Annotated in this window: 26 protein-coding genes and 1 pseudogene; 14 read left to right on the forward strand and 13 right to left on the reverse strand. The window is 69.5% G+C overall.

What is annotated here, in order from left to right:
• Nucleotides 1-89: 89 nt before the first annotated feature.
• The gene (locus tag ACWD4O_RS07325) at nucleotides 90-959 is read right to left on the reverse strand and encodes a LysR family transcriptional regulator (RefSeq protein ID WP_451278524.1); all 870 of its coding nucleotides are present in this window, start codon (nucleotides 957-959) and stop codon (nucleotides 90-92) included.
• A gap of 90 nt (nucleotides 960-1,049) precedes the next feature.
• On the opposite strand from ACWD4O_RS07325, the gene ACWD4O_RS07330 reads away from it, so the two are divergent.
• Entirely contained in the window at nucleotides 1,050-1,991 is a 942-nt protein-coding gene (locus tag ACWD4O_RS07330) for a DMT family transporter (protein WP_451278272.1), read from the forward strand.
• A 218-nt stretch (nucleotides 1,992-2,209) separates the two neighbouring features.
• Here the strand turns inward: ACWD4O_RS07330 and ACWD4O_RS07335 are convergent, their stop codons facing one another.
• Nucleotides 2,210-5,206, reverse strand: coding sequence for a bifunctional [glutamine synthetase] adenylyltransferase/[glutamine synthetase]-adenylyl-L-tyrosine phosphorylase (locus ACWD4O_RS07335; RefSeq protein ID WP_451278274.1), 2,997 nt, complete (start codon nucleotides 5,204-5,206; stop codon nucleotides 2,210-2,212).
• Between the two features lie 156 nt (nucleotides 5,207-5,362).
• Here ACWD4O_RS07335 and ACWD4O_RS07340 point away from each other — a divergent pair, with 156 nt between their 5' ends.
• A complete protein-coding gene (locus ACWD4O_RS07340) occupies nucleotides 5,363-5,797 on the forward strand; it encodes a VOC family protein (protein WP_451278526.1) in 435 nt (144 codons plus the stop codon).
• A 114-nt stretch (nucleotides 5,798-5,911) separates the two neighbouring features.
• Here the strand turns inward: ACWD4O_RS07340 and ACWD4O_RS07345 are convergent, their stop codons facing one another.
• The gene (locus tag ACWD4O_RS07345; protein ID WP_451278276.1) at nucleotides 5,912-7,273 is read right to left on the reverse strand and encodes a glutamine synthetase family protein; all 1,362 of its coding nucleotides are present in this window, start codon (nucleotides 7,271-7,273) and stop codon (nucleotides 5,912-5,914) included.
• Nucleotides 7,274-7,594: 321 nt separating this feature from the next.
• Here ACWD4O_RS07345 and ACWD4O_RS07350 point away from each other — a divergent pair, with 321 nt between their 5' ends.
• Nucleotides 7,595-8,782, forward strand: coding sequence for a globin domain-containing protein (locus ACWD4O_RS07350; protein ID WP_451278278.1), 1,188 nt, complete (start codon nucleotides 7,595-7,597; stop codon nucleotides 8,780-8,782).
• A gap of 100 nt (nucleotides 8,783-8,882) precedes the next feature.
• Here the strand turns inward: ACWD4O_RS07350 and ACWD4O_RS07355 are convergent, their stop codons facing one another.
• The gene (locus ACWD4O_RS07355; RefSeq protein WP_451278280.1) at nucleotides 8,883-9,443 is read right to left on the reverse strand and encodes a hypothetical protein; all 561 of its coding nucleotides are present in this window, start codon (nucleotides 9,441-9,443) and stop codon (nucleotides 8,883-8,885) included.
• 78 nt (nucleotides 9,444-9,521) lie between these two features.
• On the opposite strand from ACWD4O_RS07355, the gene ACWD4O_RS07360 reads away from it, so the two are divergent.
• Nucleotides 9,522-9,956 (forward strand): VOC family protein, encoded by a 435-nt coding sequence (locus tag ACWD4O_RS07360; RefSeq protein ID WP_451278282.1) that lies wholly within the window; start codon nucleotides 9,522-9,524, stop codon nucleotides 9,954-9,956.
• Nucleotides 9,957-9,994: 38 nt separating this feature from the next.
• On the opposite strand, the gene ACWD4O_RS07365 is transcribed toward ACWD4O_RS07360, so the two are convergent.
• Entirely contained in the window at nucleotides 9,995-10,261 is a 267-nt protein-coding gene (locus tag ACWD4O_RS07365; RefSeq protein ID WP_451278284.1) for a DUF6959 family protein, read from the reverse strand.
• A 62-nt stretch (nucleotides 10,262-10,323) separates the two neighbouring features.
• Here ACWD4O_RS07365 and ACWD4O_RS07370 point away from each other — a divergent pair, with 62 nt between their 5' ends.
• Nucleotides 10,324-10,512 carry a hypothetical protein gene (locus tag ACWD4O_RS07370; RefSeq protein ID WP_451278286.1) on the forward strand — a complete coding sequence of 63 codons (189 nt, stop codon included), beginning with the start codon at nucleotides 10,324-10,326 and terminating at the stop codon, nucleotides 10,510-10,512.
• Here ACWD4O_RS07370 and ACWD4O_RS07375 read toward each other — a convergent pair.
• The gene (locus tag ACWD4O_RS07375) at nucleotides 10,472-10,942 is read right to left on the reverse strand and encodes an RrF2 family transcriptional regulator (protein WP_451278288.1); all 471 of its coding nucleotides are present in this window, start codon (nucleotides 10,940-10,942) and stop codon (nucleotides 10,472-10,474) included. The genes ACWD4O_RS07370 and ACWD4O_RS07375 overlap by 41 nt on opposite strands.
• A gap of 176 nt (nucleotides 10,943-11,118) precedes the next feature.
• Between ACWD4O_RS07375 and ACWD4O_RS07380 the strand changes: the two genes are divergently transcribed.
• From ACWD4O_RS07380 to ACWD4O_RS07395, 4 genes are all read left to right on the forward strand, one after another.
• Nucleotides 11,119-11,784, forward strand: a complete 666-nt coding sequence (locus tag ACWD4O_RS07380) for a DUF3105 domain-containing protein (protein ID WP_451278290.1) — start codon at nucleotides 11,119-11,121, stop codon at nucleotides 11,782-11,784.
• Between the two features lie 115 nt (nucleotides 11,785-11,899).
• Nucleotides 11,900-12,514 (forward strand): DUF305 domain-containing protein, encoded by a 615-nt coding sequence (locus tag ACWD4O_RS07385; RefSeq protein ID WP_451278292.1) that lies wholly within the window; start codon nucleotides 11,900-11,902, stop codon nucleotides 12,512-12,514.
• Between the two features lie 241 nt (nucleotides 12,515-12,755).
• Nucleotides 12,756-14,705 (forward strand): S53 family peptidase, encoded by a 1,950-nt coding sequence (locus tag ACWD4O_RS07390; RefSeq protein ID WP_451278294.1) that lies wholly within the window; start codon nucleotides 12,756-12,758, stop codon nucleotides 14,703-14,705.
• A gap of 128 nt (nucleotides 14,706-14,833) precedes the next feature.
• Entirely contained in the window at nucleotides 14,834-16,588 is a 1,755-nt protein-coding gene (locus ACWD4O_RS07395; protein ID WP_451278296.1) for an NAD+ synthase, read from the forward strand.
• A gap of 88 nt (nucleotides 16,589-16,676) precedes the next feature.
• On the opposite strand, the gene ACWD4O_RS07400 is transcribed toward ACWD4O_RS07395, so the two are convergent.
• Both ACWD4O_RS07400 and ACWD4O_RS07405 read right to left on the reverse strand, forming a co-directional pair.
• On the reverse strand, nucleotides 16,677-16,895 hold the full coding sequence (locus ACWD4O_RS07400) for a hypothetical protein (protein WP_451278298.1): 219 nt from the start codon (nucleotides 16,893-16,895) through the stop codon (nucleotides 16,677-16,679).
• Nucleotides 16,896-16,928: 33 nt separating this feature from the next.
• A complete protein-coding gene (locus ACWD4O_RS07405; protein ID WP_451278300.1) occupies nucleotides 16,929-17,150 on the reverse strand; it encodes a hypothetical protein in 222 nt (73 codons plus the stop codon).
• Between the two features lie 271 nt (nucleotides 17,151-17,421).
• Here ACWD4O_RS07405 and ACWD4O_RS07410 point away from each other — a divergent pair, with 271 nt between their 5' ends.
• Nucleotides 17,422-18,060: an HAD family hydrolase gene (locus ACWD4O_RS07410; RefSeq protein ID WP_451278302.1), complete on the forward strand. Its 639-nt coding sequence runs from the start codon at nucleotides 17,422-17,424 to the stop codon at nucleotides 18,058-18,060.
• Nucleotides 18,061-18,079: 19 nt separating this feature from the next.
• Here the strand turns inward: ACWD4O_RS07410 and ACWD4O_RS07415 are convergent, their stop codons facing one another.
• Nucleotides 18,080-18,595, reverse strand: a complete 516-nt coding sequence (locus tag ACWD4O_RS07415) for an N-acetyltransferase family protein (RefSeq protein ID WP_451278304.1) — start codon at nucleotides 18,593-18,595, stop codon at nucleotides 18,080-18,082.
• Nucleotides 18,596-18,746: 151 nt separating this feature from the next.
• On the opposite strand from ACWD4O_RS07415, the gene ACWD4O_RS07420 reads away from it, so the two are divergent.
• From ACWD4O_RS07420 to ACWD4O_RS07430, 3 genes are all read left to right on the forward strand, one after another.
• On the forward strand, nucleotides 18,747-19,991 hold the full coding sequence (locus ACWD4O_RS07420) for a helix-turn-helix domain-containing protein (protein WP_451278306.1): 1,245 nt from the start codon (nucleotides 18,747-18,749) through the stop codon (nucleotides 19,989-19,991).
• Between the two features lie 587 nt (nucleotides 19,992-20,578).
• The gene (locus tag ACWD4O_RS07425) at nucleotides 20,579-21,478 is read left to right on the forward strand and encodes a radical SAM protein (protein WP_451278308.1); all 900 of its coding nucleotides are present in this window, start codon (nucleotides 20,579-20,581) and stop codon (nucleotides 21,476-21,478) included.
• Nucleotides 21,479-21,505: 27 nt separating this feature from the next.
• Complete coding sequence (locus ACWD4O_RS07430) at nucleotides 21,506-21,853, forward strand: hypothetical protein (protein WP_451278310.1); 348 nt, start codon at nucleotides 21,506-21,508, stop codon at nucleotides 21,851-21,853.
• A 344-nt stretch (nucleotides 21,854-22,197) separates the two neighbouring features.
• Here ACWD4O_RS07430 and ACWD4O_RS07435 read toward each other — a convergent pair.
• Nucleotides 22,198-22,578, reverse strand: a pseudogene (locus ACWD4O_RS07435) (VOC family protein); the annotation flags it as partial.
• 319 nt (nucleotides 22,579-22,897) lie between these two features.
• Here ACWD4O_RS07435 and ACWD4O_RS07440 point away from each other — a divergent pair.
• Nucleotides 22,898-23,188 (forward strand): SCO0607 family lipoprotein, encoded by a 291-nt coding sequence (locus ACWD4O_RS07440; protein WP_451278528.1) that lies wholly within the window; start codon nucleotides 22,898-22,900, stop codon nucleotides 23,186-23,188.
• Nucleotides 23,189-23,259: 71 nt separating this feature from the next.
• Here ACWD4O_RS07440 and ACWD4O_RS07445 read toward each other — a convergent pair whose 3' ends face one another.
• The 3 genes from ACWD4O_RS07445 to ACWD4O_RS07455 all read right to left on the reverse strand — a co-directional run bounded on the left by ACWD4O_RS07445 (nucleotide 23,260) and on the right by ACWD4O_RS07455 (nucleotide 26,551).
• Nucleotides 23,260-24,504: an MFS transporter gene (locus ACWD4O_RS07445; RefSeq protein WP_451278312.1), complete on the reverse strand. Its 1,245-nt coding sequence runs from the start codon at nucleotides 24,502-24,504 to the stop codon at nucleotides 23,260-23,262.
• Between the two features lie 168 nt (nucleotides 24,505-24,672).
• Nucleotides 24,673-25,731, reverse strand: a complete 1,059-nt coding sequence (locus ACWD4O_RS07450; protein WP_451278314.1) for an endonuclease/exonuclease/phosphatase family protein — start codon at nucleotides 25,729-25,731, stop codon at nucleotides 24,673-24,675.
• A 181-nt stretch (nucleotides 25,732-25,912) separates the two neighbouring features.
• A complete protein-coding gene (locus ACWD4O_RS07455) occupies nucleotides 25,913-26,551 on the reverse strand; it encodes a TetR/AcrR family transcriptional regulator (RefSeq protein ID WP_451278316.1) in 639 nt (212 codons plus the stop codon).
• Between the last annotated feature and the right edge of the window lie 74 nt (nucleotides 26,552-26,625).

Genomic DNA, 26,625 nt, shown 5'->3' on the forward strand with positions numbered 1-26,625 from the left:
CCAGACGTCAGGCGCCTGACGTCAGGCGCCGCGTGCCGGGCGCCGCGTGCCGGGCGCCGCGTGCCGGGCGCAGCGTGCTGGGTGTCGGGTTACGCGGCCGCGCGCAACGCATCGATGAACGCATCCAGAGCGGGCTGCGCAGGCGCCGTCTCCCGAACCACCGCACAGATCCCCCGCACCGGCACCGGATCACGCACCTCCCGCACCACCACCCCCGGATGCCGACTCCCCAGCCCCAGCCGGGGCACCAGACTCACACCCAGCCCCGCGGCGACAAACCCCTGGGCGGTCACGTAGTCCTCGCTCTCGACGACGAACCGGGGCCGGAACCCGACGGCGGCACAGGCATCGAGCTGGGCGTCGAGACAGGGGCCGGGCCACTCACTCCCGACGAACGCCTCGTCGGCCAACTCCACCAGCCGCAGGCTCCGCCGCCCGGCAAGCCGATGCCCGCGAGGCAGCACGGCGAGGTAGGGATCGTCCAGCAGCGGAAAGACCCGCACGCCGCTCCCCGCCCCGTCCGTTCCCTTCACCAGCAGGGCCAGATCGGCACGCCCCTCCCGCACCGCGGCCAGCGAGTCCCCGGGGTCGGCGGTCAGCTTCAGATCGATCTGCACCCCGGGATGCCCCGCCCGCAGCCGGGCCACGGCCGGCGCGACCAGCCCGGCCCCCGCCGTGGCGAAGTACCGCACCGAGAGCCGCCCCGTACGCCCGGCCAGCAGATCGGCGAGAGCAGCCTCGGCCTCGGCGACCTGCCGCCCGATGGAGTCCGCGTACTCGGTGAGCAACAACCCGGCAGCGGTGGGCCGCACCCCCCGCCCCACCCGCTCCAGCAGCACAGCCCCCGCCTCCTTCTCCAGGGCAGCGATCTGCTGACTGACGGCGGACGGCGTATACCCGAGCACACCCGCAGCCCCCGTGACAGACCCACTCCCCACGACCGCCCGCAACACCTGCATCCGCCGCACATCAAGCATGCAGACCAGCTTAACGAACCATCAAGAACATTTCACTTGTCCTCACACATCGCAGAGCCGACCGTAGAGAGCATGTCCTCCGCCCTCCGCATGGCAGCACTGGCCCTCTTCTGGGGCTCCGGCTTCCTCTGGATCAAGCTGGCCCTGACCCACGGCCTGACGCCCGCCCAGATCACGATCATCCGCTGCGCCCTCGGCACCGCCGTACTCCTCCTCCTGGCCCACCGCGCAGGCCAAGGACTCCCCCGCTCCAGAACCGTCTGGCGCCACCTGGCCGTGGCCGCCCTGTTCTGCAACGCGATCCCGTTCGCCCTCTTCGCCGTGGGAGAACAGCACCTCGACTCGGGCCTGGCCGGCGTCCTCAACGCCACGACCCCCCTCTGGTCCCTGCTCATCGGCATCACGCTGGGCACGGACCGCACGACCCACCCGGCCCGCCTGACCGGCCTCTTCCTGGGCTTCGCCGGCACGGTCCTGATCTTCGCCCCCTGGCACCACGAGGGCCTGCTCACCTGGCCCGCCCTGGCCCTCCTGGCCGCGGCGGCCAGCTACGCCGTGGCGTTCGCCTACATGGCCCGCCACCTGACGACCCAGGACGCCCCGCTGGCCATGTCGGCAGCCCAACTCCTGGCCGCCACGGCCTGGACCACCCTGGCCCTCCCCACGGCCACCGCCTTCCACCCCGACATCACCGCCCTCCTGGCGGTCACGGCCCTGGGCGTGCTGGGCACAGGAGTCACCTTCTACCTCAACTACCGCCTGATAGCGGACGAGGGCCCCACCACCGCGGCAACGGTCGGCTACCTGCTCCCGGTGGTCTCCATAGCCCTGGGCGCGGCAATCCTGGACGAACACATCGGCCCCCGGGTCCTGGCAGGCATGGCGGTAGTACTCCTGGGCGTGGCACTGACCCGCGCAAAGGAACGCACGCACCCGAAAGGGGCTGCCCCTACGGCGCTCACCGGCAAGACGACGGGAGCGGGCCGTGGCGGTGCGTCGCAGCCCGTCGCTTAGCTCGTCACAGCCAAGTCCCACTGTGGCAACGGGCAGCAGTACGCCCAACACGCGACGGGCTCGACGCACCGCCACGGCCCCGACCCACCCACCGCCGTTCGCCGAGCCGGCGGAGCCATCCACCGCAGAAGAGCCGGCGGAGCCACCCACCGCAGAAGAGCCGGCGGAGCCACCCACCGCAGCAGAGCCAGCGGAGCCACCCACCGCAGAAGAGCCGGCTACCCCCCGTAGAAGAGCTCGTCGACAACCCCCCGAGCCCGCCGAGCGGTACGCCGATAGTCGTCGAGCATGTCCCCCACCCGCCCAGGCCCGTACCCCAAGTACCGCCCCACCGCGACCAGTTCACGAACGCCCGAAGGGAACGTGTCCCCGGCCCGCCCCCGCACCAGCATCACCGCGTTACGCACCCGAGTGGCCAGCACCCAGGCCTCGTCCAGCGTCGCGGCGTCCTCCTCCCCGATGAGCCCGGCCGCGCGCGCAGCGGCCAGCGCGTCACGCGTCCGGGTGGTCCGCAACCCCGGATGCGTGGCACCGTGCCGCATCTGAACCAACTGAACGGTCCACTCCACATCGGACAGCCCACCCGGCCCGAGCTTGGTGTGCAGCTTGGGATCAGCCCCCCGGGGCAGCCGCTCCGACTCCATCCGGGCCTTCAGCCGCCGGATCTCCCGCACGGCGTCCTCGGAGAGCCCGTCCGCCGGATACCGCAGCGGATCGACGACGGCGATGAACCGCCGCCCCAACTCCTCGTCACCGGCGACGACTTCGGCCCGCAGCAGCGCCTGCGACTCCCAGACCAGCGACCACCGCCGGTAGTAGGCCTCGTAGGACTTCAACGTCCGCACGAGCGGCCCGGACTTCCCCTCCGGACGCAGGTCGGCATCGATCAGCAGCGGCGGATCGGCGCTGGGAACCTGCAGCAGCCGCCGCATCTCGGAGACGACCTTGTTGGCGGCCTCCGAGGCCTCCCGCTCGTCGACCCCGTCCCGAGGCTCGTGCACGAACAGCACATCCGCATCGGACCCGTAGCCCAGCTCATGGCCGCCGAAACGCCCCATCCCCACCACCGCGAACCGCGTGGGCAGGGTGTCCCCCCAACCGTCCCGCACCACAGCCCGCAAGGTCCCGGCCAGCGTGGCGGCGGTGAGGTCCGAGACCGCGCCCCCCACCAGATCCACGAGCGCACCCTGATCGGCCTCGACGGGATGCGACTCGGTCCCGTAGGAGGCGACGATGTCCGCGGCGGCCGTACGGAACAGCTCACGCCGACGGACCCCGCGCGCCGCGGTGACCGCCTGCACGGCGCCCTCGGCCCGCCCCACCGCGGCCAGCGTCTCCTGCTCCAACTGGTCCCGCCCGCGAGGCTCGAGCCCCCCGCCGTCGCCGTCGCCGAGCAGCGCGACGGCCTCCGGGGCGCGCATGAGCAGATCGGGGGCGAGCCGCCCGGCGGACAGCACGCGCGCGAGATTCTCCGCCGCGGCCCCTTCGTCCCTCAACAGGCGCAGATACCAAGGCGTCTTGCCGAGCGCGTCCGACACCTTCCGGAAGTTGAGGAGCCCGGCGTCGGGATCGGCGGAGTCCGCGAACCAGCCCAACAGCACGGGCAGCAGCGTGCGTTGGATGGCGGCCTTACGGGTGACGCCGGAGGCGAGCGCCTCGATGTGCCGCAACGCACTCGCAGGATCGGCGTACCCGAGCGCCACCAGCCGCTCCCGGGCGGCCTTCGGACTCAACCGGGCTTCCCCGGGCGCGAGTTGGGCGACCGCGTCGAGCAACGGCCGGTAGAACAGCTTCTCGTGCAGCCGCCGCACCACCGCGGCATGCCGCTTCCACTCACGGGTCAGTTCGACGACCGGGTCGGTGCGCAGCCCGAGAGAGCGGCCGAGCCGCCGCAGGTCGGCCTCGCTCTCCGGGACCAGATGGGTGCGCCGCAGCCGGTACAGCTGGATCCGGTGCTCCATGGACCGCAGAAACCGGTAGGCGACGTCGAGCTGCTCGGCGTCGGCGCGCCCGACGTACCCGCCCGCGACCAGCGCCTGCAACGCATCCAGCGTCGTACCGCTCCGCAACGAGACATCGGCCCGCCCGTGCACCAGTTGCAACAACTGCACGGCGAACTCGACGTCGCGCAACCCCCCGGGCCCGAGCTTCAGTTCCCGCTCGACCTCGGCGACCGGGATGTTCTCGACGACCCGCCGCCGCATCCGCTGTACGTCGACGACGAAGTTCTCCCGCTCGGCGGCCTTCCACACCAGGGGCTCGACGGCGGCGACGTACTCGGCCCCCAGCTCCAGGTCCCCGGCCACCGGCCGCGCCTTCAACAGGGCCTGGAACTCCCAGGTCTTGGCCCACCGCTGGTAGTAGGCGAGATGGCTGCTGAGCGTCCGCACGAGCGGGCCGTTGCGCCCCTCGGGCCGCAGGTTGGCGTCGACGGGCCAGATGGACCCTTCCACGGTGGTCTCGGAGCAGATCCGCATCATGTGCGAGGCGAGCTTCGTGGCGGCCCGCAGCGCCTTGCCCTCGTCGGCCCCGTCCACGGACTCCCCGACGAAGATCACATCGACGTCGGACACGTAGTTGAGCTCATGGCCCCCGCACTTGCCCATCGCGATGACGGCAAGCCGGCACAACGCGGCATCCGCGGGCGCGGCAGCCTGTGCCAGACCAAGGGCAGCCCGCAGGGTGGCCGTGGCGAGATCGGCGAGCTCGGCGGCGGTCTCGGCGAGATCGGTCGTCCCGCACACATCACGTGCCGCGATGGACAGCAGGCACCGCCGGTAGGCGACCCGCAGCATCACCGGATCGGTGGCCTCGGCGAGCCCCCGCTCGAACTCCTCGACTCCCGGATGCAGATCCCGGGGCTCGTACGTGACCAGCGCCTCCCAGTCCCGCGGATGCCGGGCCAGGTGATCGGCGAGCGCGGCGGACGCCCCCAGGACCCCGAGCAGCCGGTCCCGCAGCGGCTTGGCCGCTATCAACGTGTCGAGCAGTTCCCGTCGCGCGGTGTGACCGGACTGCGCTTCCAGCAGCCGGACCAGGCCGTGCAGCGCGAGATCGGGATCGGCGGTGCCCCCCAGGGCCTCCAGCAGAAAGGGATCGTCGCGCACCGGGGACAGCTCGGGCCCGTCCAGGAGCCGCTCGGCGGCGGAGGGGTCGGTGAAACCGTGCCGCAGCAGTCGGGTGAAGGTGCTGCTCCTGCGCCCCGGCGCCATCATCACAGGCCTCCTCGTGCGATCAAGGTCGTGCGATCAAGGTCGTCCGGTCGAGCGTAACCCGCACCTCAGGGTGGCGCGCCGGCCCGGCTTCGGGTTCTGTGGGCTGGGTACGTGCAGTTCGCGACGAAGGAGTCCCGCATGACCCCCAAGAACGCCATGAACATGACCCTCGAAGTGATCCTGCTGCCGGTGTCGGACGTGGACCGCGCCAAGGAGTTCTACCGGGACAAGGTCGGCTTCCACGTCGATCTCGACGGCGAGGTGATGGAAGGCGTACGGATCGTGCAGCTCACGCCGCCGGGATCGGGCTGTTCGATCGCCCTGGTGGACGGCCTCCAGGTCCCGACGGGAACCCCGCAGCCGGGCACGTACCACGGCATGCAACTCTGCGTGACGGACGCGAAGGCGGCGCACGCAGAGCTGACCGCCCGAGGCCTGGAGGTCACCGAACCCATGCAGTTCTCCCCCCGGGACGGTGCGACCTTCATGTACTTCAAGGACCCGGACGGCAACGGCTGGGCGATCCAGGAGTACAAGCGCAGGGAGACAGAGCCCCTGCACCAACTCCTCGCCGACCTGGCAGCCCGGTAACGCACCGCAGGGGCGCGGGGTTCGGTGTGGCGACCAGCCCCCACCGGGACCAACCGCCACACCGAACCCCAACGCCCCTACGGCAAGCCCTTCAGCCCCTGACGCCCCGAGGCCTCACAGCACAGGCAGGTTCTTCCGCAGCTCGAACGCGGTCACCTCGGACCGGTACTCGTGCCACTCGGCGCGCTTGTTGCGCAGGAAGAAGTCGAAGACGTGCTCGCCGAGCGTCTCGGCGACGAGGTCGCTGCGCTCCATCAGCGACAGCGCCTCGCCGAGGTTCTGCGGCAGCGGCTCGATGCCCATGGCGCGGCGCTCCGCGTCCGACAGCGCCCAGACGTCGTCCTCGGCGCCCGGCGGAAGCTCGTAGCCCTCCTCGACGCCCTTGAGGCCGGCGGCGAGCAGCATGGCGTAGGCCAGGTACGGGTTGGCGCCGGAGTCGAGGGAGCGGACCTCGATGCGCGCGGAGCCGGTCTTGCCGGGCTTGTACATGGGGACGCGGACCAGGGCCGAGCGGTTGTTGTGGCCCCAGCAGATGTACGAGGGGGCCTCGCCGCCCGCGCCGGCCGTGCGCTCGGAGCCGCCCCAGATGCGCTTGTAGGAGTTGACCCACTGGTTGGTGACGGCGGCGATCTCGGCGGCGTGCTTCAGCAGACCGGCGATGAACGACCGGCCGACCTTCGACAGCTGGTACTCGGAGCCCGACTCGTAGAACGCGTTGCGGTCGCCCTCGAAGAGGGAGAGGTGCGTGTGCATGCCGCTGCCGGGGTGCTCGCTGAACGGCTTCGGCATGAACGTCGCCTGGACGCCCTGTTCCAGCGCGACCTGCTTCATGACCAGGCGGAACGTCATGATGTTGTCGGCCGTGGAGAGCGCGTCGGCGTAGCGCAGGTCGATCTCCTGCTGGCCGGGGGCGCCCTCGTGGTGGGAGAACTCGACCGAGATGCCCATGGACTCGAGCATGGTGATCGCCTGGCGGCGGAAGTCCATGCCGACGTTGTGCGGGGTGTGGTCGAAGTAGCCGGAGTTGTCGGCCGGGGTCGGGCGCGAGCCGTCGGTCGGCTTGTCCTTCAGCAGGAAGAACTCGATCTCCGGGTGGGTGTAGAAGGTGAAGCCCAGGTCGGAGGCGCGGGCGAGGGCCCGCTTGAGGACGTAGCGCGGGTCCGCGAAGGACGGGGAGCCGTCCGGCATGAGGATGTCGCAGAACATGCGGGCGGTGCCGGGAGCCTCCGCGCGCCAGGGCAGCACCTGGAAGGTGGACGGGTCCGGCTTGGCGATCATGTCGGACTCGTAGACCCGGGCGAAGCCCTCGATCGCGGAGCCGTCGAAGCCGATGCCCTCGTCGAACGCCTGCTCGAGCTCGGCCGGGGCCACGGCGACGGACTTGAGGAAGCCCAGGACGTCCGTGAACCACAGCCGTACGAACCGGATGTCGCGCTCCTCCAACGTCCGGAGCACGAACTCCTGCTGCTTGTCCATCTTCCGCTTCCCCATCCTTGCTGGTCAGGCCGCCTGTCTCTCGTCCCGCGGAGAGGCGGTCGGGCACCTGAGCATCACACCACAACACCATTTCGTGCGCGTTGCCGACCATGATCGCCTCGGCGACCGGGGCCTGAACGCCTCACGTCGGGCAGGTGTACTGCTCTGCCGCCCATCTTGCCTGCTCGGACCGACATCCGTAATGCCCGACCCCCTCCGTCTCACCCCGCCCACTTAATTTGCATCTCAAATGCAAGTTTAGCTAGTGTGCCGGACAGAGCGCCGGCCCGGGTAAGGCCGGCGATGCCAGAGGAGGCCCTGATGCTGTCCGAGCAGTCCGCAGCCACCGTCCGCGCCACGCTCCCCGCCGTGGGCGCCGCGATCGGCGAGATCACGGAACGCTTCTACGCCGACCTGTTCACCGCCCACCCGGAACTGCTGCGCGACGTCTTCAACCGCGGCAACCAGGCCGCCGGCACCCAGCGCCAGGCGCTGGCGGGATCCTTCGCCGCCTTCGCGGCCCACACCGTGGAGCACCCGGACGACCGGCCCGACGCGCTGCTCGGCCGCATCGCCCACAAGCACGCCTCCCTGGGCATAGCCCCCGAGCAGTACGCGATCGTCCACCAGCACCTCTTCGGCGCCATCGCCGCGGTGCTCGGCGACGCGGTCACGCCCGAGGTGGCGGCCGCCTGGACCGAGGTCTACTGGCTGATGGCGAACGCGCTGATCGCGATCGAGAAGCGGCTGTACGAGGAGAGCGGGGGCGGCGCCCGACGGGAGTGGCAGGTCGTGGAACGCGTCCCGGAGACCCCGGACGTCGTCACCTTCCGGCTGCGCCCGCTCGACGGCGCCCCGGTCCGGGACTTCCGCGCGGGCCAGTACGTGTCCGTCCGCGTCGAACTCCCGGACGGCGCCCGCCAGACCCGCCAGTACAGCCTCTCCGGCGCACCGGGTTCGAACCTGCGCCAGATCAGCGTCAAGCGGGAGCCCGGCAGCCCGACGACCCCGGAGGGCGAGGTCTCCAACCACCTCCACGCGCGCGTGGAGGAGGGCAGCGTCCTGGAGCTCTCCGAGCCGTACGGCGACCTGGTGCTCGACAGCGGCGAGGACACGCCTCTGCTGCTGGCCTCGGCCGGCATCGGCGTGACGCCGATGGTCGCGATGCTGGCGCACCTGGCGACGACGGGCCACCGGGCCCCGGTCACGGTCGTCCACGCGGACCGCTCCCCCGCGGCCCACGCCCTGCGCGCCGACCACGAGACCTATGCGGAGAAGCTGCCGGACGCCTCCCTGCACCTCTGGTACGAGCAGGAGGCCCCCGAGGGCGCCGGCACGGGGCTCGCCGACCTCACCGACGTCCCCGTCGCGCCGGGCACGCGCGCGTACCTGTGCGGTCCGCTGCCGTTCATGCGGGCGGTGCGGGCCCAGCTGATCGAGAAGGGGGTCGCCCCGGCGGACGTGCACTACGAGGTGTTCGGGCCGGATCTGTGGCTGGCGCGAGCCTGAGACAGGCTCGTCAGAACGGCCGTCCCGGTCTCAGGTCTCAGGTCTCAGAGCTCAAAGCTCAAAGCTCAGAGCTCAGAGCTCAGGTCTCAGGTCTCAGGGCTCAGGGCTCGATGGGCAGGCCCGGCGGCCGGGCGGGATCGTAGTGGGCGCGGGCGAAGGCGTCGTCCGCGCGGTGGACGACGTCCGGCTCGGGCGGGGCGGGCCACACGCTCAGGAAGTGCTCCTCGACGGGCTCGTCACCCGGGTCCTCGCTCGGGCGCGCGCCCGCGTCCCGGCCGCGCGCCCTGGCACGGACCCGGTACCACCCTGCTCCGGCCGTGGCGAAGTTCCCGGCCTCCGCCTCGACGTCCCCGCCCCACCGGGACAGCCACAGCAGCCCGCTGGTGCTGCAGATGCTCACGTCGACGACGGTCTCCCACTCCTCGGCACCGGTCGACGGCGGCTCCTGCGCGCACTGTTCGGTCGTCAGCCGGATCCGTCCGGTGTGCGTGCCGGCGAACAGCGTGAGGTGCTCCGGTCCGCCGGCCGCCAGGCTGTTGCCCGCGAAGATCCGCTCGACGGTGTCGGAGTCGTCGTACTCGGTGAGGAACTCGTCGCCCTGGAGGTAGTACTGGCAGTACGAGACGAACATGCGGTCGGATGTCCAACGTAGGTAGCGCATCCGCCAGATGATGCCCCGGCCCACTGACACCCCCTCCGCGTCCGCAGCTCCGGCCGCCGCTCGCGGCACAGTGGACGCATGAGCTCGAACACGACAGCCGACAGCACCCCGCTGACCCGGTCCCGGGCGGCGACCAGGCTCCCCGCCCAGGACCTGGAGCGGGCGCGACGTTTCTACGCGGAGCGGCTCGGCCTGCACCCCGTCGACGAACGCCCGGGCGGGCTGCTGTACCGGTGCGGGGGCGCGGAGTTCGTGCTGTTCCGCTCGACGGGAGCCGCAACCGGCGCGTTCACCCAGATGGCTTTCGAGGTCGACGACATCGAGGCCGCGGTGGCGGAGCTCCGGCGGCGCGGGGTGGAGTTCGAGGACGTCGACGTGCCCGGCTTCCGGACCGTCGGCGGCATCGCCGAGATCGACGGCAACTACCCGAGCAAGGGCGCCCGGGGCGAACGCGGAGCCTGGTTCCGGGACAGCGAGGGCAATCTCCTGGGCGTCGGCCAGCCGCTGCTCTGAGCCGTCTCGACGACTCCGGTCCTGTCAGGACGGTCCCGTCAGTACGGTCGCGCTATCTCGTGCTCGGCCAACGCCGTCGCATAGCGATCCAGCAGCGCGTCGAGGCCGGCCAGGAGCAGCTCGGCGCCGTCGCGGGCGTCGGCCAGGTCGCCGCGTTCGCACGCCTCCACCAGCTCGGCCACATCGGTGCGGAGGATGTGCAGCGAGTCCCCCTGCACCAGAACCCCGGGAAACCGCCGATCCGGCAGTCGGACCACGGCGTTGTTGCCACCGTCGGTGAACAGCTCTGCTTCGATGCGTTCCATGGGGGCATCCAATCCGGCATGACCGGCTGCGATCAATGGTGATGTCAGGGGGAAACGGGGCGATGAGCAGGAGACGTTACGTCGCCAGGGGCGTGCCCGGGGGTTACCGGATCTGGGACAACCGGGGACGTCGATGGTGGGGAGATCTCTACGAGCTGTGCCCGGACGGTCTTCTGGACGAACTCAACGGCCAGGCGGATCCGGAGCGGATCACCGCGCTGATGAAGCACTACCGGGCCCGGAAACGGTAGGGATCCCCAGCAGCAGGGGTCCCGTAGGGTCCGCCACGATGTCCGCGAGGGTGATCGGGTCCAGGGAGGCGAAGAACGCCTCCTGGGCGCGGCGCAGCGCGCCCCGCAGACGGCAGGCGGAGTTCAGGGGGCAGGGGGTGGCTCCCTCGCAGTCGACGACGTCGCCGTCGCCCTCGAAGGCGCGGACCAGACCGCCCACGGACGCCGTGCGGCCCTTCTCCGTGAGCGCCAGGCCGCCACCCCTGCCGCGGCGGGCCTCCAGCAGACCCATGTGCTGGAGCTCGGCCACGACCTTGGCCGCGTGCGTGTAGGGGACCTCCATCGCGGCGGCCACGTCACGGGTCGTCGGGGTGGTCTCCGGGGAGTCGCCCGCCACCGCGAGTCTCATCAGAACGCGCAGGGCGAGGTCGGTGGATCGCAGCAGCCGCATGAGAAGAAGGGTAGATAATACGCATCTGTACTTCAAATTATCCCTGAGTCACCCCTCGGTCAGCCCTTGGCTGTGACCTGTCTACGAAATCCCCCGACTCCCCTATTACGATCAGCGGACTCGTATGCCCTCATGCCTCCACCGTCCCGCCCCTTTCCCCCAGAAGGACAGGCCTCATGGGTTCCGCCGACCAGACCAGCACCGCGACGCGCAAGGCGCGAATAGAGGAGATGCGGCGGGCCGAGCAGGCCCGTGAGCGGCGTAACCGGTTTCTCGCGATCGGGGGCAGCGTCGTCGCCGTCGTCGCGCTCGTCGCCGGTGGCGTGTTCGTCGTGAAGGCGCAGTCCGGCGACGACGACACCGCCGCCGCCGACTCCAAGTCCTCCGGGAAGTTCGTCACCGGCTCGGACGGGGTCAAGACGTGGAAGGGCACCCTGGGGCGCACGCACGTCGCCAAGACGGTGAAGTACCCGACCGAGCCTCCCGTCGGCGGCAATCACAACCAGGTCTGGATGAACTGCAACGGCGACGTCTACACCAAGGCGCTGAACAACATGAACGCCGTGCACTCGCTCGAGCACGGCGCGGTCTGGGTGACGTACAACAGCAAGGCGAGCAAGGCCGACGTCACCGCCCTCGCCGCCAAGGTCAAGAAGACGCCGTACACCTTCATGAGCCCGGACGACGCCCAGGCCGACCCGATCATGCTCACCGCGTGGGGCAACCAGCGCACGGTGACGAGCGCGAGCGACGCGAACGTCGACGCGTTCTTCGAGAAGTTCGTGCAGGGCGAGCAGACGCCCGAGCCGGGCGCGGCCTGCACGGGCGGTCTGCCGCAGTGAGGTCGGTTCGGTCGAGGTCCGTTAGGTCAAGGTCTGCTAGGTCAAGGTCTGCTAGGTCGAGGTCTGTTCAGTTGAAGTCCGTCCAGTCGAGGTCGGTCCGGTCGAGGTCGGTTCGGTGAGGTACGCGGGAGTGGCGGTCGCCGTCGCCGGAGTGCTGGTCGCCGCCGGGGCCATCACCTACTCGGTCGCCGAGGACGGCGGGGCGGGTGTCACACCCCCCGCCGCCGACTCCGCCGACGCCGGGTTCGCCCGGGACATGGCGGTGCACCACCAGCAGGCCGTCGAGATGTCGTACATCGTGCGGGACCGCACGACCGACGAGGAGGTGCGCCGGCTCGCCTACGACATCGCGCAGACCCAGGCCAACCAGCGCGGCATGCTGCTCGGGTGGCTGGATCTGTGGGCGCTGCCGAAGGTGTCGTCCGACGGGCCCATGAGCTGGATGGGCATGGGCGGGATGAGCGACGGCGAGGACGGCGCGCTCATGCCGGGGATGGCCACCGACACCGAACTCAAGAAACTCGGGACGCTGAACGGCAAGGCGGCCGAGGTGTTCTTCCTGCAGCTCATGACCGCACACCACAAGGGCGGCATCCATATGGCCGAGGGCTGTGTGGAGAAGTGCACGGTGGGTGTGGAGAAGCGACTGGCGCAGGGCATGGTCGATGCGCAGCAGTCGGAAATCGACCTGATGACAGGCATGTTGAAGGCCCGAGGAGCCAAGCCATGACCTCGCCGGAGGGCAAGCCATAACCCTGCCGGAAGCCGAGCGATGACCCTGCCGGAGGGCAACCCATAGGGTTTTCCCTCGATTTCATGGACGTATCCGTCAAATCGGCCCAGCAAGCGGTCACTTGGGGTCTTCTTGGCGTTCGCATTCCCCTGGCATGAACGGTTCATCGCAAGAGTGGCCAGCACGTCGAGTGATCTTCTCGCGTCGAAACACATACAGGCCACATACAGGGGGTCCTATGAGATCCAACCGCGCCGCGCTGCGCGCCGGAGCGAGCATGGCAGCGACACTGCCCATGATCGCCGGCGCGCTGGCGCTCGGCATACCCGCGGCGCACGCCGCGGAGAGCCCCACCCGTGACACGCTGGCCGGGACCAAACCCGCGTGGGCCACGACCAAGACGGACAAGGGCTCGACCTCGGACAAAGCCCAGGTCACCGCCCGGGTCTACCTCGCAGGACGGGACGCCGCCGGTCTCGCGCAGTACGCGAAGTCGGTCTCCGACCCGAGCTCCGCCGCCTACGGCAAGTACCTCTCCGCCGCGCAGGCGCAGACCCGCTTCGGCGCGACCGAGGCCCAGGTCGCCGCGGTCAGGTCGTGGCTGACGGCGGCCGGTCTGAAGGTCACCGGCACGACCGCGCACTACGTCTCCGTCAGCGGTGACGTGGCCGCCGCCGAGAAGGCGTTCGGCACACAGCTGCACAACTACGCCAAGGGCACGAAGACCTACCGCGCGCCCGCGCAGACGGCCTCGGCCCCCGCGAGCCTCGACGGCGCGGTGCTGACCGTCACCGGCCTGGACAACGCGCCGCACAAGGCCGCATCCAAGGATCAACTCCCGCCGCCGGACGCGGTGTTCAAGAACGCGGGGCCGTTCTCCTCGTACTACGGCTCCACCACGGCGAGCACCCTCCCGGCCGCGTACGGCAAGAAGATCCCGTACGCGGTCCAGGGCTACACCGGCAAGCAGCTGCGGGCCGCGTACGGGGCCGGGAAGTACACCGGCAAGGGCGTGCGCATCGCCATCACCGACGCGTACGCCTCGCCGACGATCGCCTTCGACGCGGCCACCTATGCGAAGGCGCACGGCGACGCGCGCTGGAAGACCGGCCAGCTGACCCAGGTGCTGCCCTCGGACTACACGAAGACCGAGGAGTGCGGGGCGGCCGGCTGGTACGGCGAGGAGACCCTCGACGTCGAGGCCGTGCACGCGGTCGCGCCGGACGCGAACGTCACCTACCTGGGTGCGGCGTCCTGCTACGACGACGATCTCCTCGACTCGCTCAGCAAGGTCGTCGACAACCATCTGGCCGACATCGTCTCCAACTCCTGGGGCGACATCGAGGCCAACCAGACGCCGGATCTCGCGGCCGCCTACGACCAGGTCTTCCAGTTCGGCGCGGTCGAGGGAATCGGTTTCTACTTCTCCTCCGGCGACAACGGCGACGAGGTCGCGAACACCGGCGTCAAGCAGGTGGACACGCCGGCCAACTCGGCGTGGGTGACGGCGGTCGGCGGCACCTCGCTGGCGGTCGGCAAGGGCGACAAGTATCTGTGGGAGACCGGCTGGGGCACCGAGAAGGCGTCCCTGTCGGCCGACGGCAAGAGCTGGACGGCGTTCCCGGGGGCGTTCACCTCCGGCGCGGGCGGCGGCACCAGCAAGACGGTCGCGCAGCCGTACTACCAGAAGGGCGTCGTCCCGAACGCGCTGGCCACGGCCAACAGCGCGGCCGGCAACCGCGTCGTCCCGGACATCTCGGCGATCGCGGACCCGAACACCGGCTTCCGGGTCGGTCAGACCCAGACCTTCCCGGACGGCTCGCAGCAGTACAGCGAGTACCGCATCGGCGGCACCTCGCTGGCCGCGCCGGTCATCGCGGCCGTGCAGGCGCTGGCCCAGGAGGCGCGCGGCGGCGGCGCGATCGGCTTCGCCAACCCGTCGATCTACTCCGCCTACTCGAAGTTCGGCTCGCGGGTCTACCACGACGTCACGGACAACCCCACGGGCTCCGGGCTCGCGGTCGCCCGTGTCGACTTCACCAACGGGTACGACGCGACGGACGGTCTGCTGACCTCCGTCCGCAGCCTCGGCAAGGACAGCTCGCTGTCCGCGGTAAAGGGTTACGACGACGTCACCGGCGTGGGAACGCCGGCAAACGGTTACATCGAGTCGTACCGCAGGCACTGAGGAAACGCTGGGGAAACGCTGAAACGCGGTTACCGGCTGAGAAACGGTTACCGACAGATGGGGTGAGCGTGAGGTGGACGACACCGCACGCCACCCCATCGCGTCGCTCTGACGATTACACTGGACCCGTGCCTCAACTTCGTCTCGCTCTGAACCAGATCGACTCGCGCGTCGGCGACCTCGTCGGCAACACCGAAACGATCCTCCGCTGGACCCGGCACTCCGCCGAGCAGGGAGCGCATCTCGTGGCGTTCCCGGAGATGGCGCTGACCGGGTATCCCGTCGAGGACCTCGCCCTGCGCTCGTCCTTCGTCGACGCCTCCCGCGCGGGGCTGACCACGCTCGCCGCGCGCCTCGCCGAGGAGGGCTTCGGCGAGCTGCCCGTGGTCGTCGGCTACCTCGACCGGTCCGAGAGCGGCCGGCCCAGGTTCGGCCGCCCGGCCGGTTCCCCGCGCAACGCGGCGGCGGTACTGCACGGCGGCGAGGTGGTCCTGTCCTTCGCCAAGCACCACCTGCCGAACTACGGCGTCTTCGACGAGTTCCGCTACTTCGTGCCCGGCGACACCATGCCGGTGCTGCGTGTGCACGGGGTCGACGTGGCCCTCGCGATCTGCGAGGACCTCTGGCAGGACGGCGGCCGGGTGCCCGCGGCGCGCTCCGCCGAGGCCGGGCTGCTGCTCTCCATCAACGCCTCGCCCTACGAGCGCGACAAGGACGACACCCGGCTGGAGCTGGTCCGCAAGCGGGCCCAGGAGGCCGGCTGCACCACCGCCTACCTCGCGATGATCGGCGGTCAGGACGAGCTGGTGTTCGACGGCGACTCGATCGTCGTCGACAAGGACGGCGAGGTGATCGCCCGTGCGCCCCAGTTCTCCGAAGGCAGTGTGATCCTGGACCTCGACCTGCCCGCGGCCTCGGCGAACGCGCCGACCGGTGTCGTGGACGACGGTCTGCGCATCGACCGGGTGGTCCTGTCCGAGGAGCCGCTGCCGGCGTACGAGCCCGAGCTGGCCGGCGGGTACGCGGAGCGGCTGGACGACGCCGAGGAGGTCTACTCGGCGCTGGTCGTGGGCCTGCGGGCCTATGTCGCGAAGAACGGCTTCAAGTCGGTCCTGATCGGCCTGTCCGGCGGTATCGACTCGGCGCTCGTCGCGGCGCTCGCGTGCGACGCGATCGGCGCGCAGAACGTGTACGGCGTGTCGATGCCGTCGAAGTACTCCTCGGACCACTCCAAGGGCGACGCGGCGGAGCTGGCGCGCCGCACCGGCCTGAACTTCCGCACGGTGCCGATCGAGCCGATGTTCGACGCGTACATGGGCTCACTCGGCCTGACCGGCCTGGCGGAGGAGAACCTCCAGTCCCGTCTGCGCGGCACGATGCTGATGGCGATCTCCAACCAGGAGGGTCACATCGTCCTGGCCCCCGGCAACAAGTCGGAGCTGGCGGTCGGGTACTCCACTCTCTACGGCGACTCGGTCGGGGCCTACGGCCCCATCAAGGACGTCTACAAGACGTGGATCTTCCGGCTGGCGGAGTGGCGCAACCGGGCCGCGGCCGAGCGGGGCCGGACCCCGCCGATCCCGGAGAACTCGATCACCAAGCCGCCGAGCGCCGAACTGCGCCCCGGCCAGGTCGACACGGACTCGCTCCCGGACTACCCCGTCCTGGACGGCATCCTCGACCTGTACGTCGACCGCGACCAGGGCGCGGACGCGATCGTCGCGGCGGGCTACGACCGTGAGCTGGTCGTCAAGACCCTGCGCATGGTCGACACGGCCGAGTACAAGCGCCGCCAGTACCCGCCGGGCACGAAGATCTCCGCCAAGGGCTTCGGCAAGGACCGCCGCCTCCCGATCACCAACGCCTGGCGCGAGTCGATCTGACCAACCCTCTCGCCCCACCCTCTCGGCCCACCCACCCACCCGACTCGGTGGGCCGAGAGGTGCCCCTCCCCGATCGACCCGGCGGGCTCTAGTCGCCCGAGAAGCCGAAGATGCCCAGGTGGGTGGGCCTGTCATCGGAGTAGAGGACGACGTAATAGCCGGTCCACCGCATCCGACACTCGCCGAGCAGGCTCCGCAGGTGCTCCTCGTGGCTCGGAGCCTCATCGGCAGCAGCGACAAGCCCCTCGTACTGCTCGACCGTGGGGCGATCGGTAGCGAAGTGGTGAACCACTCGGCTGAGTGCCATCGGGCGCAGGGTGCCGTAGTCAGAGGCACGAGACTAAACCGGCGGGTCATCTGTGGCAACGACCCTGTCGATGTCGAGGATCGAATGAGTGCCCTCTGCCCCCATGAACTCCTCATCCGCGTACAGGTCCTCGAGGCTGCGGTAGCTCGCGCCGTCGCCGTACTCCTCCTGAAACACACTGGCGTGCAGATTCGCCAAAGCCGCCTCGACGTCCCCGTCGAACCTGGTGACGTAGTCCCACCCACTGGCGCCCATCGAGCCGCCCTCCCCTGGAGATCACGAACGGCCGAACGGTAGCGGCGGGCACTGACATCGGGGGCTTCCGGTCGGGGACGGGAGTGAGGACGGCTCCGAGAGGCGCGGGCACCGCCCGGTACTCGGCAGATGCCAGGTGTGGAAGCGGCGGCCTACACTCCAACCGGGCCGCCACTACCAGTGATTGCGCATGCTCTCGGGATCACATCAGGCAGAGGCTGCTCCTGGCGAGAGCGTGAAAGGGCGCGCAAAACCGTAGGCTCCCGATGTGATGGAAACCATCGTGTTCGACGTCGGCGAGACGATCACACGGGACGATCGGTACTGGGGCTCCTGGGCCGACTGGCTGAACATCCCCCGCCACACCCTGTCCGCCCTGGTCGGCGCAGTCGTCGCTGAGGGACGGGACAACGCCGATGCCCTGCGGCTTGCGCAGCCCGGCATCGATGTAGGAGCCGAATACCGCGCACGTGAAGCCGCCGGACGCGGCGAGCATCTCGACGAAAGCGACCTCTACGACGACGTCCGGCCGTCCCTCGCGGCACTCCGCGCCGCTGGACTGCGCGTCGTCGTCGCAGGCAACCAGACCGCGCGCGCAGGTGAGTTGCTGCGGGATCTGGCCCTCCCGGCGGACCTGATCGTGACGTCAGGCGAGTGGGGAGTCGCGAAGCCCCGGCCGGCGTTCTTCGAGCGGGTGCTGGAGGTCGCCCAGGCCCCGCCGGACAGAACCCTCTATGTGGGCGACCACCCGGCCAACGATGTCTTCCCGGCGAAGGCGGCGGGCCTGCGCACCGCACACCTCCGGCGTGGGCCGTGGGGGTGTCTGTGGGCCGACGACCCGAAGGTCGTGGCCGCCGCGGACTGGCGGATCGACAGCCTCTCTCAGCTGGTCACCATCGCAGGCCGCTGACCGAGAGGGCATCAACCGGTCAGTCGTCGGGGGCGGCGTAGCAGATGGCCTCGATGCTCTGGCCCGCACCGTAGTGGTGCGTGGTCCGCCCTGTGTCGAGCCAGCCGAGGCGCTCATAAAGACGTATGGCCGCCTGGTCCTTGACCATCACGTCGAGGACCAGGCGGCGGCTGTGGCTCACCCCGTAGTCCATGGCCGTCCGGACCAACTCCGCGCCCACGGCTCGCTTGCGTGCGTCCTTGACGACGAAGAGGCGGGCCAGCACCCCGATATGGCGCTCGTCCGCCGCGCTCTGTTCGACCCACAGGGACACGGCGCTCTCGCCGCGTGGCCGCATCACCGCGACGTTTCCGACGATCCTTCGCTCGACCTCGGCGACCCAGGAGGCCAGTACGTCGTCGGACCGCAGCCAGTCCTCCGGGCGGGCGACTCCCTCGACCGGGTAGCCGTCGGTGGCGTATACGTCGGTCAGTGCCGCCGCGGCACCGGGGAGATCGGCGTCTTGGAAGGGACGGATGACAGTGCGGCTCTGCATGCCTGGCTCCTCGGCTACTCGGGGGCAGTCGGTCTGCTTCTCTCGACCCTTGGCTGGAAGGGCACCAGATGATCTGCCCATGGTCTCGGCCTTGACCAACCCGCGTTGCTCCGCTAAGGCCGGGGCATACGCTTGACGTGAGGTGGTGCTGATGTCCACAGGGCTGGCAGACAACGTCAGGAAGTACCGGCGCACGGCGGGACTGAGCCAAGAGGGGTTGGCGGATGCCGCTGACCTGTCACTCAGCACGGTCCGCAAGGCGGAGCAAGGCGGCCACGTCAGCATGGACACCCTTGCCGCCCTTGCCGGTGCGCTGGGGGTGTCCACCTCCGACCTATTCGCGAGCGAAGCGCCCAGGTCAGTGGTGGGTGCGCGGGATGAAGCCAACCGCCGGTACCTCGCCGAGCTGAGGCGCGCCCTCATGCCCCCCATCGGGCTTGCTGCGCCACTGCTGGAGCCTGGTGACGCCCCGGAAGAACCGTCTGCCATTCGGCGGGGCGTACAGGACAGCCACGCGCTTTACCAGGCCGACCGATACGGAGCCGTGGCAAAGCGCCTCCCGTTGCTGTTGCGTAGCTCCGAGGCTGCCGTGTCTGCGTTTGAGGGCGAGGAGCAACAGCACGCCCGAATTGCGCGATCTCATTCGTTGCTCCTCGCGGGCAAGTACCTGACTCAGGTCAGGCAGTACGACATGGCCTACTACGCACTCGCTGAGGCAATCCGACTTGCCCGCGAGACAGGCCAGACGCAGCTGGCAGCTACGGGGGTGGTGGGCTTGTGCTGGCTCCTGCTGAGGCAGGACCGCTTTGACGAAAGCGAACAACTCGCAGCGCAGACGGCGGCGGAGATCGAACCACGCATGTCTCAGGCGAGTCCCGCACAGCTTGCCGTCTGGGGTGAACTGTGGCTCAGGGTTGCGGCTGCCGCACGGAGGAACAACCGGCCGGATGTGGCGAATCACGCCCGCCGCATGGCTGCTACCGCTGGCGGCGCACTGGAACGGGAACACACGGATTTCCCGACTCATTGGAGCGCGTTCGGCCCCGTGACTGCGGAGGCGAAAGCCGTTGAAGACCTTTCCCTTGTGGGTGACGCCCGGGGTGTTCTCCGTCGAGCCGATGAAGGCCCCCTCAGCGTCAAGGCAATTAGGAACTTCGGCCGGTTGAACACGAATAATTGGGGTCGCCACCGGCTCGACGTTGCCCGCGCCCACTCCCTGCTGGGGTCTCACCAGGACGCCATGGACGAACTTGTCAACCTCCGCGAAACCGCTGACGTCTGGCTCACTCATCAGCCGATGGCGCGACGCGTGATGACGGAAATCCTCAACACACGTAAGCGGACACTGACGGAAGACATGCGCAGCATGGCAGCTCACCTCGGCATCGCCGGTTAAGCACTGCGGAACGTGGTAGTTCCCTGCATGACGTCACTGAACTACGCATACACGCACCTGGATTGGATCGCTGGCAGTTCGTAGTTTTCCTCTATCGGCAAGCAGCAGAGGAGACCGAATGGCAGCGAGCGGAGCACTCAAGGATGAGGTCGAGGCGACCGCGACGGAGTACGTGACGTACGCCCCTGATGGGTCGTTGTGCGCCGACTGCAAGCGGAGAATCAAACAGCTTGACCCCTGCCGCCGCTCCACCATAGAGCGAAAATCGGGCTCGCCCGCCGCTATCTATCGCCATTTCGAGTGCCCCCGGTGACACACTCCGGGAAGGGCATCAACGCCCGACTCCTGAACGCCTTGTCAGCCCTCAATCCAGTGGGCGTCGGTACTGACCTGCACACTCCCCGCCCGGGGTTGGTTGATGCTCTAACGTGCCTCGTCTGCAAGGGACTTCGAGCGAGTCTTGCTTTGGCGCTGGCCGAGCAAGACCCCGCTTCGGCTGTGACAACCGTGCACAGCATGCAAACTCACATGATCCACGGACACCCGAACGATCCTCGCAACATGACTAATCCGCAAGGGGGACCGGAATGTGTGTTGCCGAAAATCCGTTGAAGTTCGCATGGTTGGAGGTCACGGGTTTCTGTAACGAGTTCTGCGACCATTGTTACGCGGACTCGTCCCCCAAAGGCGCGCACGGATCCATGACCGTCCAGGACTGGCAGCGCGTGATCGATGAGATCACCGAGATGGGCGCGCCCGACATCCAGTTCATCGGCGGGGAACCGACGCTGTACCCGAACTTGCCTGAGCTGATCCGGCATGCCCACGGGCGCGGGCTGACTGTCGAGGTATTCTCCAACCTGACCCACATTCGGGACGTTTTATGGGAGACCTTCATCGAGTGTGGCGTCCGGATCGCAACGTCGTACTACTCCGACAACCCCGAGAACCATGACGCTGTCACCAACCTTCGGGGCTCCCACAAGCGCACGCGTACCAACATCGAGAAGGCACTGAGCCTCCGCATTCCGGTTCGAGGCGGGGTTGTCGCGGTGCGCTCCGGGCAGCGCGCTTTCGAGGCGACACAAGATCTTCTGGGTCTCGGCGTCGAACAGGTCGGCGGAGACCGTACGCGGGCCTTCGGGCGAGGCAGCTCCGGGGCGGCGCCGGCCATCGCCGATCTCTGCGGGCACTGCGCGCACGAGAAATGCGCGATCGGTCCGGACGGCAACGTATGGCCTTGTGTTCTCGGCCGGTTCCTGAACATCGGGAACGTGAAGGAAGCGCCACTCGCGGAAATCTGGGGCGGGCTGCGCATGGGTGAGGTACTGGCCGATATCCGGGCGGTACTCGGAGACGGGGCGCAGTCGTGCACGCCCCCTCAATTCCTGCCCATGTGCGGTCCGTGCAGCCCGTGTGTTCCGGCTGTGGCGCACTGTGACCCCAGCGAGGCGGACAGCGCGGCTACGATCGGCGCACGGTCTTAGTCCACTGCGATGATCAGGAGCGCACACATGGACGATCATGGGGACGACTTCGGCGCGTGGGGTTGGGAAGGCACCAGCAACACCGCACAGCGGAGCGACGAAGAATGGGCCACGATCGCTCGCTACGTCCGGCATACGGCGAACAAGCTCGGGCCGCAGCTCCCGTTGTGTCTCCCCGGCGAGCCCCAGGAATGCGGGCGGCCCGCTCAACAGCACGTGTTGGCCTGGGCCGCACACCTCAAAGCCGTCGCCCATCACCTGATCGAGCAGTCCACCCCCAGCGAGGCAAGAGGGGTGTTCGTCGCCGGCCCCTTGTACCAGCGGCGATTGGCCGAGCTGAGGGAAAGGAGCGTCCCTGAGCACGCTCCGCGCTGAGGAGGGCACCGTCCAGCAACCCACGGCGCTTCTGGTCAGCGCCACTCCGGCGGAATGTTCGCCAGCTGCTGCGACAGGTTCCAGCCCCGAAGCTTCTGCTTGCGTTCCTCCCGGGGGCTGTCCCACGGGGCACCGCGGCCCACCCAGTAGCCACGGTAGTTGCGCAGGCCCATGACGCCGGCGTCGCCCACGTCGGACTCGTTGCCGCAGCAGGGGCAGACGGCCGCCGTCGGCCAGCCGCCCTCCCAGAACACCTCGCCGTCGTAACCGCAGACCCGGCAGACGGTCTCGACCTCCTCCTCCATGCTCGCCTCGACCGGCTCGCGAACCGCCGGAAGCTCGGCGCTGTCGGTGGCCGCGCGGTCGGACTCGCTGCGCAGCACGCAGAATTCGTTGCCTTCGGGGTCGGCGAGGATTGCCCAGCCTGAACCGTCGGGGTTCCGGTGATCGGCGACGAAGGCGGCGCCCAGGCCCAGCAGGCGGTCCACCTCCTGATCGCGCGAGGACTCAGGGCGCAGACACACATGGATCCGGTTCTTGACCGTCTTGGGCTCGGGCACCTGGTTGAAGTACAGCACCGGGCCCTCCGCCAGCGGCACCTGCGTCTCCCGGTCGCCCGGACCGGCCTCCGGATGCAGCGGACGGCCTGTCACGCTGCTCCAGAACCGAGCCAGTTCGTAGGCATCCGCACAGTCGATCGCCACATTCTGCAATACCGAGGCCATGCGCGCGAGCCTTCCCGATCTCCGCGCCGAACGCCACCGAGTTGCGCTCACGTCGACCGGCGCGCGCCGCGGTGCGTGTGAAGTCTCCCTGGGGTGCGGCGAGTTGAGCATGCGCGCAAGCGCGGCTGAGTACGCGTACTCAGGGATCGGCGGTCGTCCGCGGCGAGAGTAGGGGCACATCAAGCACGTCGAACGATATCGAGCGCCGTCGAGTGACATCGAGTGACATCGAGTGACATCGAGCGACCTACTCCAGGAGACCATCGTGGCCGCCTACCGCAGGAACCACCGCCCCATCGCCGCCTCCCGGCCCGGCAGGATCCGGCTCGCCGCCGCTGCCGCCGTCATGAGCGTGGCGGCGGTCGCGGCGCTCACCGGCTGTTCCTTCGCGTACGTGGAGGCCATCTGCTCGAACGGCGAGTATCCCGTCCTGGCGGTGGGCGGCACCGGGGGCTCGTGCGTCAAGAACGGTGAGGAGCCGCCCGCGGGTACGACGCGGTACCCGGAGGGCAAGGTGCCGAAGCAGGTCGACGACAAGTGGGACCTGTACTGGACCACTCACACGCTCGACGAGAACGGCAACACCGTCGACGCGCCCGACGCCGGCTGACAGCGCCCGACAGAGGCTGAAGGCACCCGACAGAGGCTGACAGCACCCGACGCCGGCTGACGGCGACCGCCTCAGCGGCGCACCGCCGTCGCTGTCCCCTCCGCCGCCTCCGCCGCCTGCGGCACATGCGTGGCCACGATCCGTTCCCGGCCGAAGCCCTCCGGAGCGCGTCGTCGGTCGACCCCGTACGCGACGCCCGCCACGCCGAGGCCCAGCGCCGCGAGCCCCGCCCCCGCGACCGCCGGGGACGTCACGCCGAAGCCGGCTGCCAGGGCCAGGCCGCCGATCCACGCGCCGCCGGCGTTGGCGAGGTTGAAGGCGGCCTGGTTGGCGGAGGAGGCCAGGGAGGGGGCCGTGGACGCCTTCTCCATGACCATCAGGTTGAGCGGGGTGCCCGCGACGAACGCCGCCACGCCGAGGAGGACGACCGCCAGGGCCCCGCTCCACTGGGTGCGCATCAGGAGCGGGAAGAGCGCCAGGACGACCGCCAGGGACGTCAGCCCGCCGAACAGGGTGCGTCGCATCGCGTGGTCGGCGAGGCGGCCGCCCAGCAGGTTGCCGATCGTGGCCCCTACGCCGAACAGCGCCAGCAGCAGCGTCACGCTGGAGTCGGCGTAGCCCGCCGAGTCCGTCAGCATCGACGTGATGTAGCTGTACGCCGAGAAGAGCGCGCCGAAGCCCGCGACCGTCGTCCCCAGTGCCAGCCAGACCGGAAGCGAGCGCAGCGCCGCGAGTTCGCCGCGCAGGCCGGTGGCGGGCGTCGCCCCGGGCAGGGTCCGCGGGACGAGGAGCGCGAGCGACGCGATCGCGGCGAGGCCGATCGCGCTCACGCCGAGGAAGGTGGCCCGCCAGCCCAGGTTCTGGCCCATCAGCGTGGCCGCCGGGACGCCCGCGATGTTGGCGACGGTCAGGCCGAGGAACATCAGCGACACCGAGCGGGCCTTGCGCTCCGGCGCGACCATGCTCGTGGCCACCACCGCGCCGACCCCGAAGAACGCGCCGTGCGGGAGGCCGCTGAGGAAGCGGGCGGCCAGGAGCGAGTCGTAGCCGGGGGCGAAGGCGGAGAGGGCGTTGCCGACTATGAACAGGGCCATCAACAGCATCAGCACGGTTCTGCGCGGCATCCGTGCCGTCATGGCGGCCAGCAGCGGTGCGCCGATGACCACGCCCAGCGCGTACGCCGAGACCAGGTGTCCGGCCGTCGGGATCGAGATGTTCAGGTCGGCCGCGACGTCGGGCAGCAGGCCCATCATCACGAACTCGGTGGTGCCGATGCCGAAGGCACCCACGGCCAGGGCGAGCAGGGCCAGGGGCATGGGGGACTTGCCTTTCCGGGGAGGAGGGGAGAGCGGGGTCTCGTTCATCATACGTTTCGTATGTTCACGAACGGAACAAAGTCTCTCCCGGGCGTTATTCCCCGGCGTTCCAACGCGGTGAACCGTCGATTAAGACGTGGTGGCCTACGTGGTGGCCTGTGTGGTGGCCTACGTGGTGACCTTCACGCTCGCCGCCACCGGCAGATGGTCGCTGGCCGTCTGCGGCAGGGTCCACGAGGTGACCGGCTCCACGCCCTTCACCATGATCTGGTCGATCCGCGCCATCGGGAACGACGCGGGCCAGCTGAAGCCGAAGCCGCTGCCCGCCGCGCCCTGCGTGGAGCGCATCTGGGAGGTCACGGCGTTCAGCGAGCGGTCGTTCATGGTGCCGTTGAGGTCGCCGAGCAGGATCACCCGGGTCAGCGGCTCGTGGGAGATCGCCTCGCCCAGCGCGTCCGCGCTCTTGTCGCGCTGCCGGGCGGTGAACCCGGCCTGCAGCTTCACCCGCACCGAGGGGAGATGGGCGACGTAGACGGCGACCTGACCCTCGGGGGTCGCCACGGTCGCACGCATCGCGCGCGTCCAGCCCAGCTTGATGTCGACGGCCGCCACCGCGCTCAGCGGGTACTTGCTCCACAGCCCGACGGTGCCCTGCACCGAGTGGTACTTGTACGTCGCCGCCAGCGCCTTCTCGTACACCGGCACCGCCGAGGTGGTCAGTTCCTCCAGGGCGACGACGTCCGCGCCGGACGCCGCCACATCACGGGCGGTGCCCTCGGGGTCGGGGTTGTCGGCGTTGACGTTGTGGGTGGCGACGGTGAGATCGCCGCCGCTGCCGGTCTTGTCGCCGAGCAGCCCGCCGAAGAGGTTCAGCCAGACCCCGGCCGTCAGGACGACGGCGATCAGCGCGGTCGCCGACTTGCGCACCAGCGCGAGCACCAGCAGCACCGGGACGAAGACGCCGATCCAGGGCAGGAACGTCTCCGTCAGACTGCCGAGGTTGCCGTACCGGTTGGGGATGCGCGAGTGCACCGACATCACCAGGGCGAGCGCCAGCGCGAGGCCGGCGACGACCAGGCCGCGCCGCCAGACGCGCGGATCACCGCGCCAGCCTGTGGTCAGCCGGCCGATCAGGCGTCCGATCAGGCGGCGAAGCCGAACTCCCCGAGGCTCGGGTCCCGAACCTCCGTTGTCGTCCGTCTCCGTCATGTACGCCTGCTGCGCCATACCGTCGCCTCACTGCCTGCCGTGCTCACCGTCCGTCCCCCGAGTACGACCCTAGGGGATGATCGGCTGTCTTCTCGCCGTCCCGTGACGACCGTACGGGCACGAGGACGAACGGGTGCTGCTCAGGGGTTGCGAGCCTGCGACACACGGACCGGTCTGTGACGAAACGAGCACATTCGGGCTACGCGACGGGCGAACTGACAGGACGTAGCCCGGCGAGCAGCGTGTCGACTATGCGTTCCGCGAGGTCGTCGGGGAGTTCGGCGTCCGGGTGCAGGATGGCGCGGACCAGCATGGGGCCGACGACTATGTCGTTCACCAGTTCCACATCGAGGTCGGCGCGGAGTTCGCCGTTCTGCTGACCGCGGCGCAGGACTTCGATGCCCATCCTGCGCCGGGGCGCTATGACCGAGTTGTGGTACGCCGCCCAGATCTTCGGGCTGCTCTTCATCTGGGCGTGGACGTTGTGCAGGATGGCCGAGTCCCGGTTGGCCAGGCCCCGCTGCCGCAGCGATTCCAGCAGCACGATGAGGTCGTCGCGCATGGACGTGCCCGGGAGGCGCTCGGGGTCCTCGGGCTCGGCGGCGCGCAGGACGTCGACGAAGAGCTCCTCCTTGCCGCTCCAGCGGCGGTAGATGGTGGCCTTGCCGACGCCTGCGGTGCGGGCGATGCGCTCGATGGAGATCTCGGCGAGCGGGACGCCGTCCTCCAGGAGTTTCATCGTGCCCTCGATGATGGCCCGTTCCACGGCCTCGCTGCGGGGCCGGCCCCGGGCGGGCGGCTCCACGGCGATCCCCTTGCCGGCCAGGCTCACGGTCATCGGTCCCTTCGTCGTACCGTCGTACCAGTCGCATTCGTCGTACCGGGAAGTCCTCCAGCCTAGGTCAGCGGGCC

Source organism: Streptomyces sp. NPDC002623 (assembly GCF_053592635.1).

What these genes read in the sequence shown, in the direction of transcription:
- ACWD4O_RS07325 (WP_451278524.1), bottom strand. Translation starts at nt 959, where the DNA reads ATGCAGGTGTTGCGGGCGGTCGTGGGGAGTGGGTCTGTCACGGGGGCT.
- ACWD4O_RS07330 (WP_451278272.1), top strand. Translation starts at nt 1,050, where the DNA reads ATGTCCTCCGCCCTCCGCATGGCAGCACTGGCCCTCTTCTGGGGCTCC.
- ACWD4O_RS07335 (WP_451278274.1), bottom strand. Translation starts at nt 5,206, where the DNA reads ATGATGGCGCCGGGGCGCAGGAGCAGCACCTTCACCCGACTGCTGCGG.
- ACWD4O_RS07340 (WP_451278526.1), top strand. Translation starts at nt 5,363, where the DNA reads ATGAACATGACCCTCGAAGTGATCCTGCTGCCGGTGTCGGACGTGGAC.
- ACWD4O_RS07345 (WP_451278276.1), bottom strand. Translation starts at nt 7,273, where the DNA reads ATGGACAAGCAGCAGGAGTTCGTGCTCCGGACGTTGGAGGAGCGCGAC.
- ACWD4O_RS07350 (WP_451278278.1), top strand. Translation starts at nt 7,595, where the DNA reads ATGCTGTCCGAGCAGTCCGCAGCCACCGTCCGCGCCACGCTCCCCGCC.
- ACWD4O_RS07355 (WP_451278280.1), bottom strand. Translation starts at nt 9,443, where the DNA reads ATGCGCTACCTACGTTGGACATCCGACCGCATGTTCGTCTCGTACTGC.
- ACWD4O_RS07360 (WP_451278282.1), top strand. Translation starts at nt 9,522, where the DNA reads ATGAGCTCGAACACGACAGCCGACAGCACCCCGCTGACCCGGTCCCGG.
- ACWD4O_RS07365 (WP_451278284.1), bottom strand. Translation starts at nt 10,261, where the DNA reads ATGGAACGCATCGAAGCAGAGCTGTTCACCGACGGTGGCAACAACGCC.
- ACWD4O_RS07370 (WP_451278286.1), top strand. Translation starts at nt 10,324, where the DNA reads ATGAGCAGGAGACGTTACGTCGCCAGGGGCGTGCCCGGGGGTTACCGG.
- ACWD4O_RS07375 (WP_451278288.1), bottom strand. Translation starts at nt 10,942, where the DNA reads ATGCGGCTGCTGCGATCCACCGACCTCGCCCTGCGCGTTCTGATGAGA.
- ACWD4O_RS07380 (WP_451278290.1), top strand. Translation starts at nt 11,119, where the DNA reads ATGGGTTCCGCCGACCAGACCAGCACCGCGACGCGCAAGGCGCGAATA.
- ACWD4O_RS07390 (WP_451278294.1), top strand. Translation starts at nt 12,756, where the DNA reads ATGAGATCCAACCGCGCCGCGCTGCGCGCCGGAGCGAGCATGGCAGCG.
- ACWD4O_RS07400 (WP_451278298.1), bottom strand. Translation starts at nt 16,895, where the DNA reads ATGGCACTCAGCCGAGTGGTTCACCACTTCGCTACCGATCGCCCCACG.
- ACWD4O_RS07405 (WP_451278300.1), bottom strand. Translation starts at nt 17,150, where the DNA reads ATGGGCGCCAGTGGGTGGGACTACGTCACCAGGTTCGACGGGGACGTC.
- ACWD4O_RS07410 (WP_451278302.1), top strand. Translation starts at nt 17,422, where the DNA reads ATGGAAACCATCGTGTTCGACGTCGGCGAGACGATCACACGGGACGAT.
- ACWD4O_RS07415 (WP_451278304.1), bottom strand. Translation starts at nt 18,595, where the DNA reads ATGCAGAGCCGCACTGTCATCCGTCCCTTCCAAGACGCCGATCTCCCC.
- ACWD4O_RS07420 (WP_451278306.1), top strand. Translation starts at nt 18,747, where the DNA reads ATGTCCACAGGGCTGGCAGACAACGTCAGGAAGTACCGGCGCACGGCG.
- ACWD4O_RS07425 (WP_451278308.1), top strand. Translation starts at nt 20,579, where the DNA reads ATGTGTGTTGCCGAAAATCCGTTGAAGTTCGCATGGTTGGAGGTCACG.
- ACWD4O_RS07430 (WP_451278310.1), top strand. Translation starts at nt 21,506, where the DNA reads ATGGACGATCATGGGGACGACTTCGGCGCGTGGGGTTGGGAAGGCACC.
- ACWD4O_RS07445 (WP_451278312.1), bottom strand. Translation starts at nt 24,504, where the DNA reads ATGCCCCTGGCCCTGCTCGCCCTGGCCGTGGGTGCCTTCGGCATCGGC.
- ACWD4O_RS07450 (WP_451278314.1), bottom strand. Translation starts at nt 25,731, where the DNA reads ATGGCGCAGCAGGCGTACATGACGGAGACGGACGACAACGGAGGTTCG.
- ACWD4O_RS07455 (WP_451278316.1), bottom strand. Translation starts at nt 26,551, where the DNA reads ATGACCGTGAGCCTGGCCGGCAAGGGGATCGCCGTGGAGCCGCCCGCC.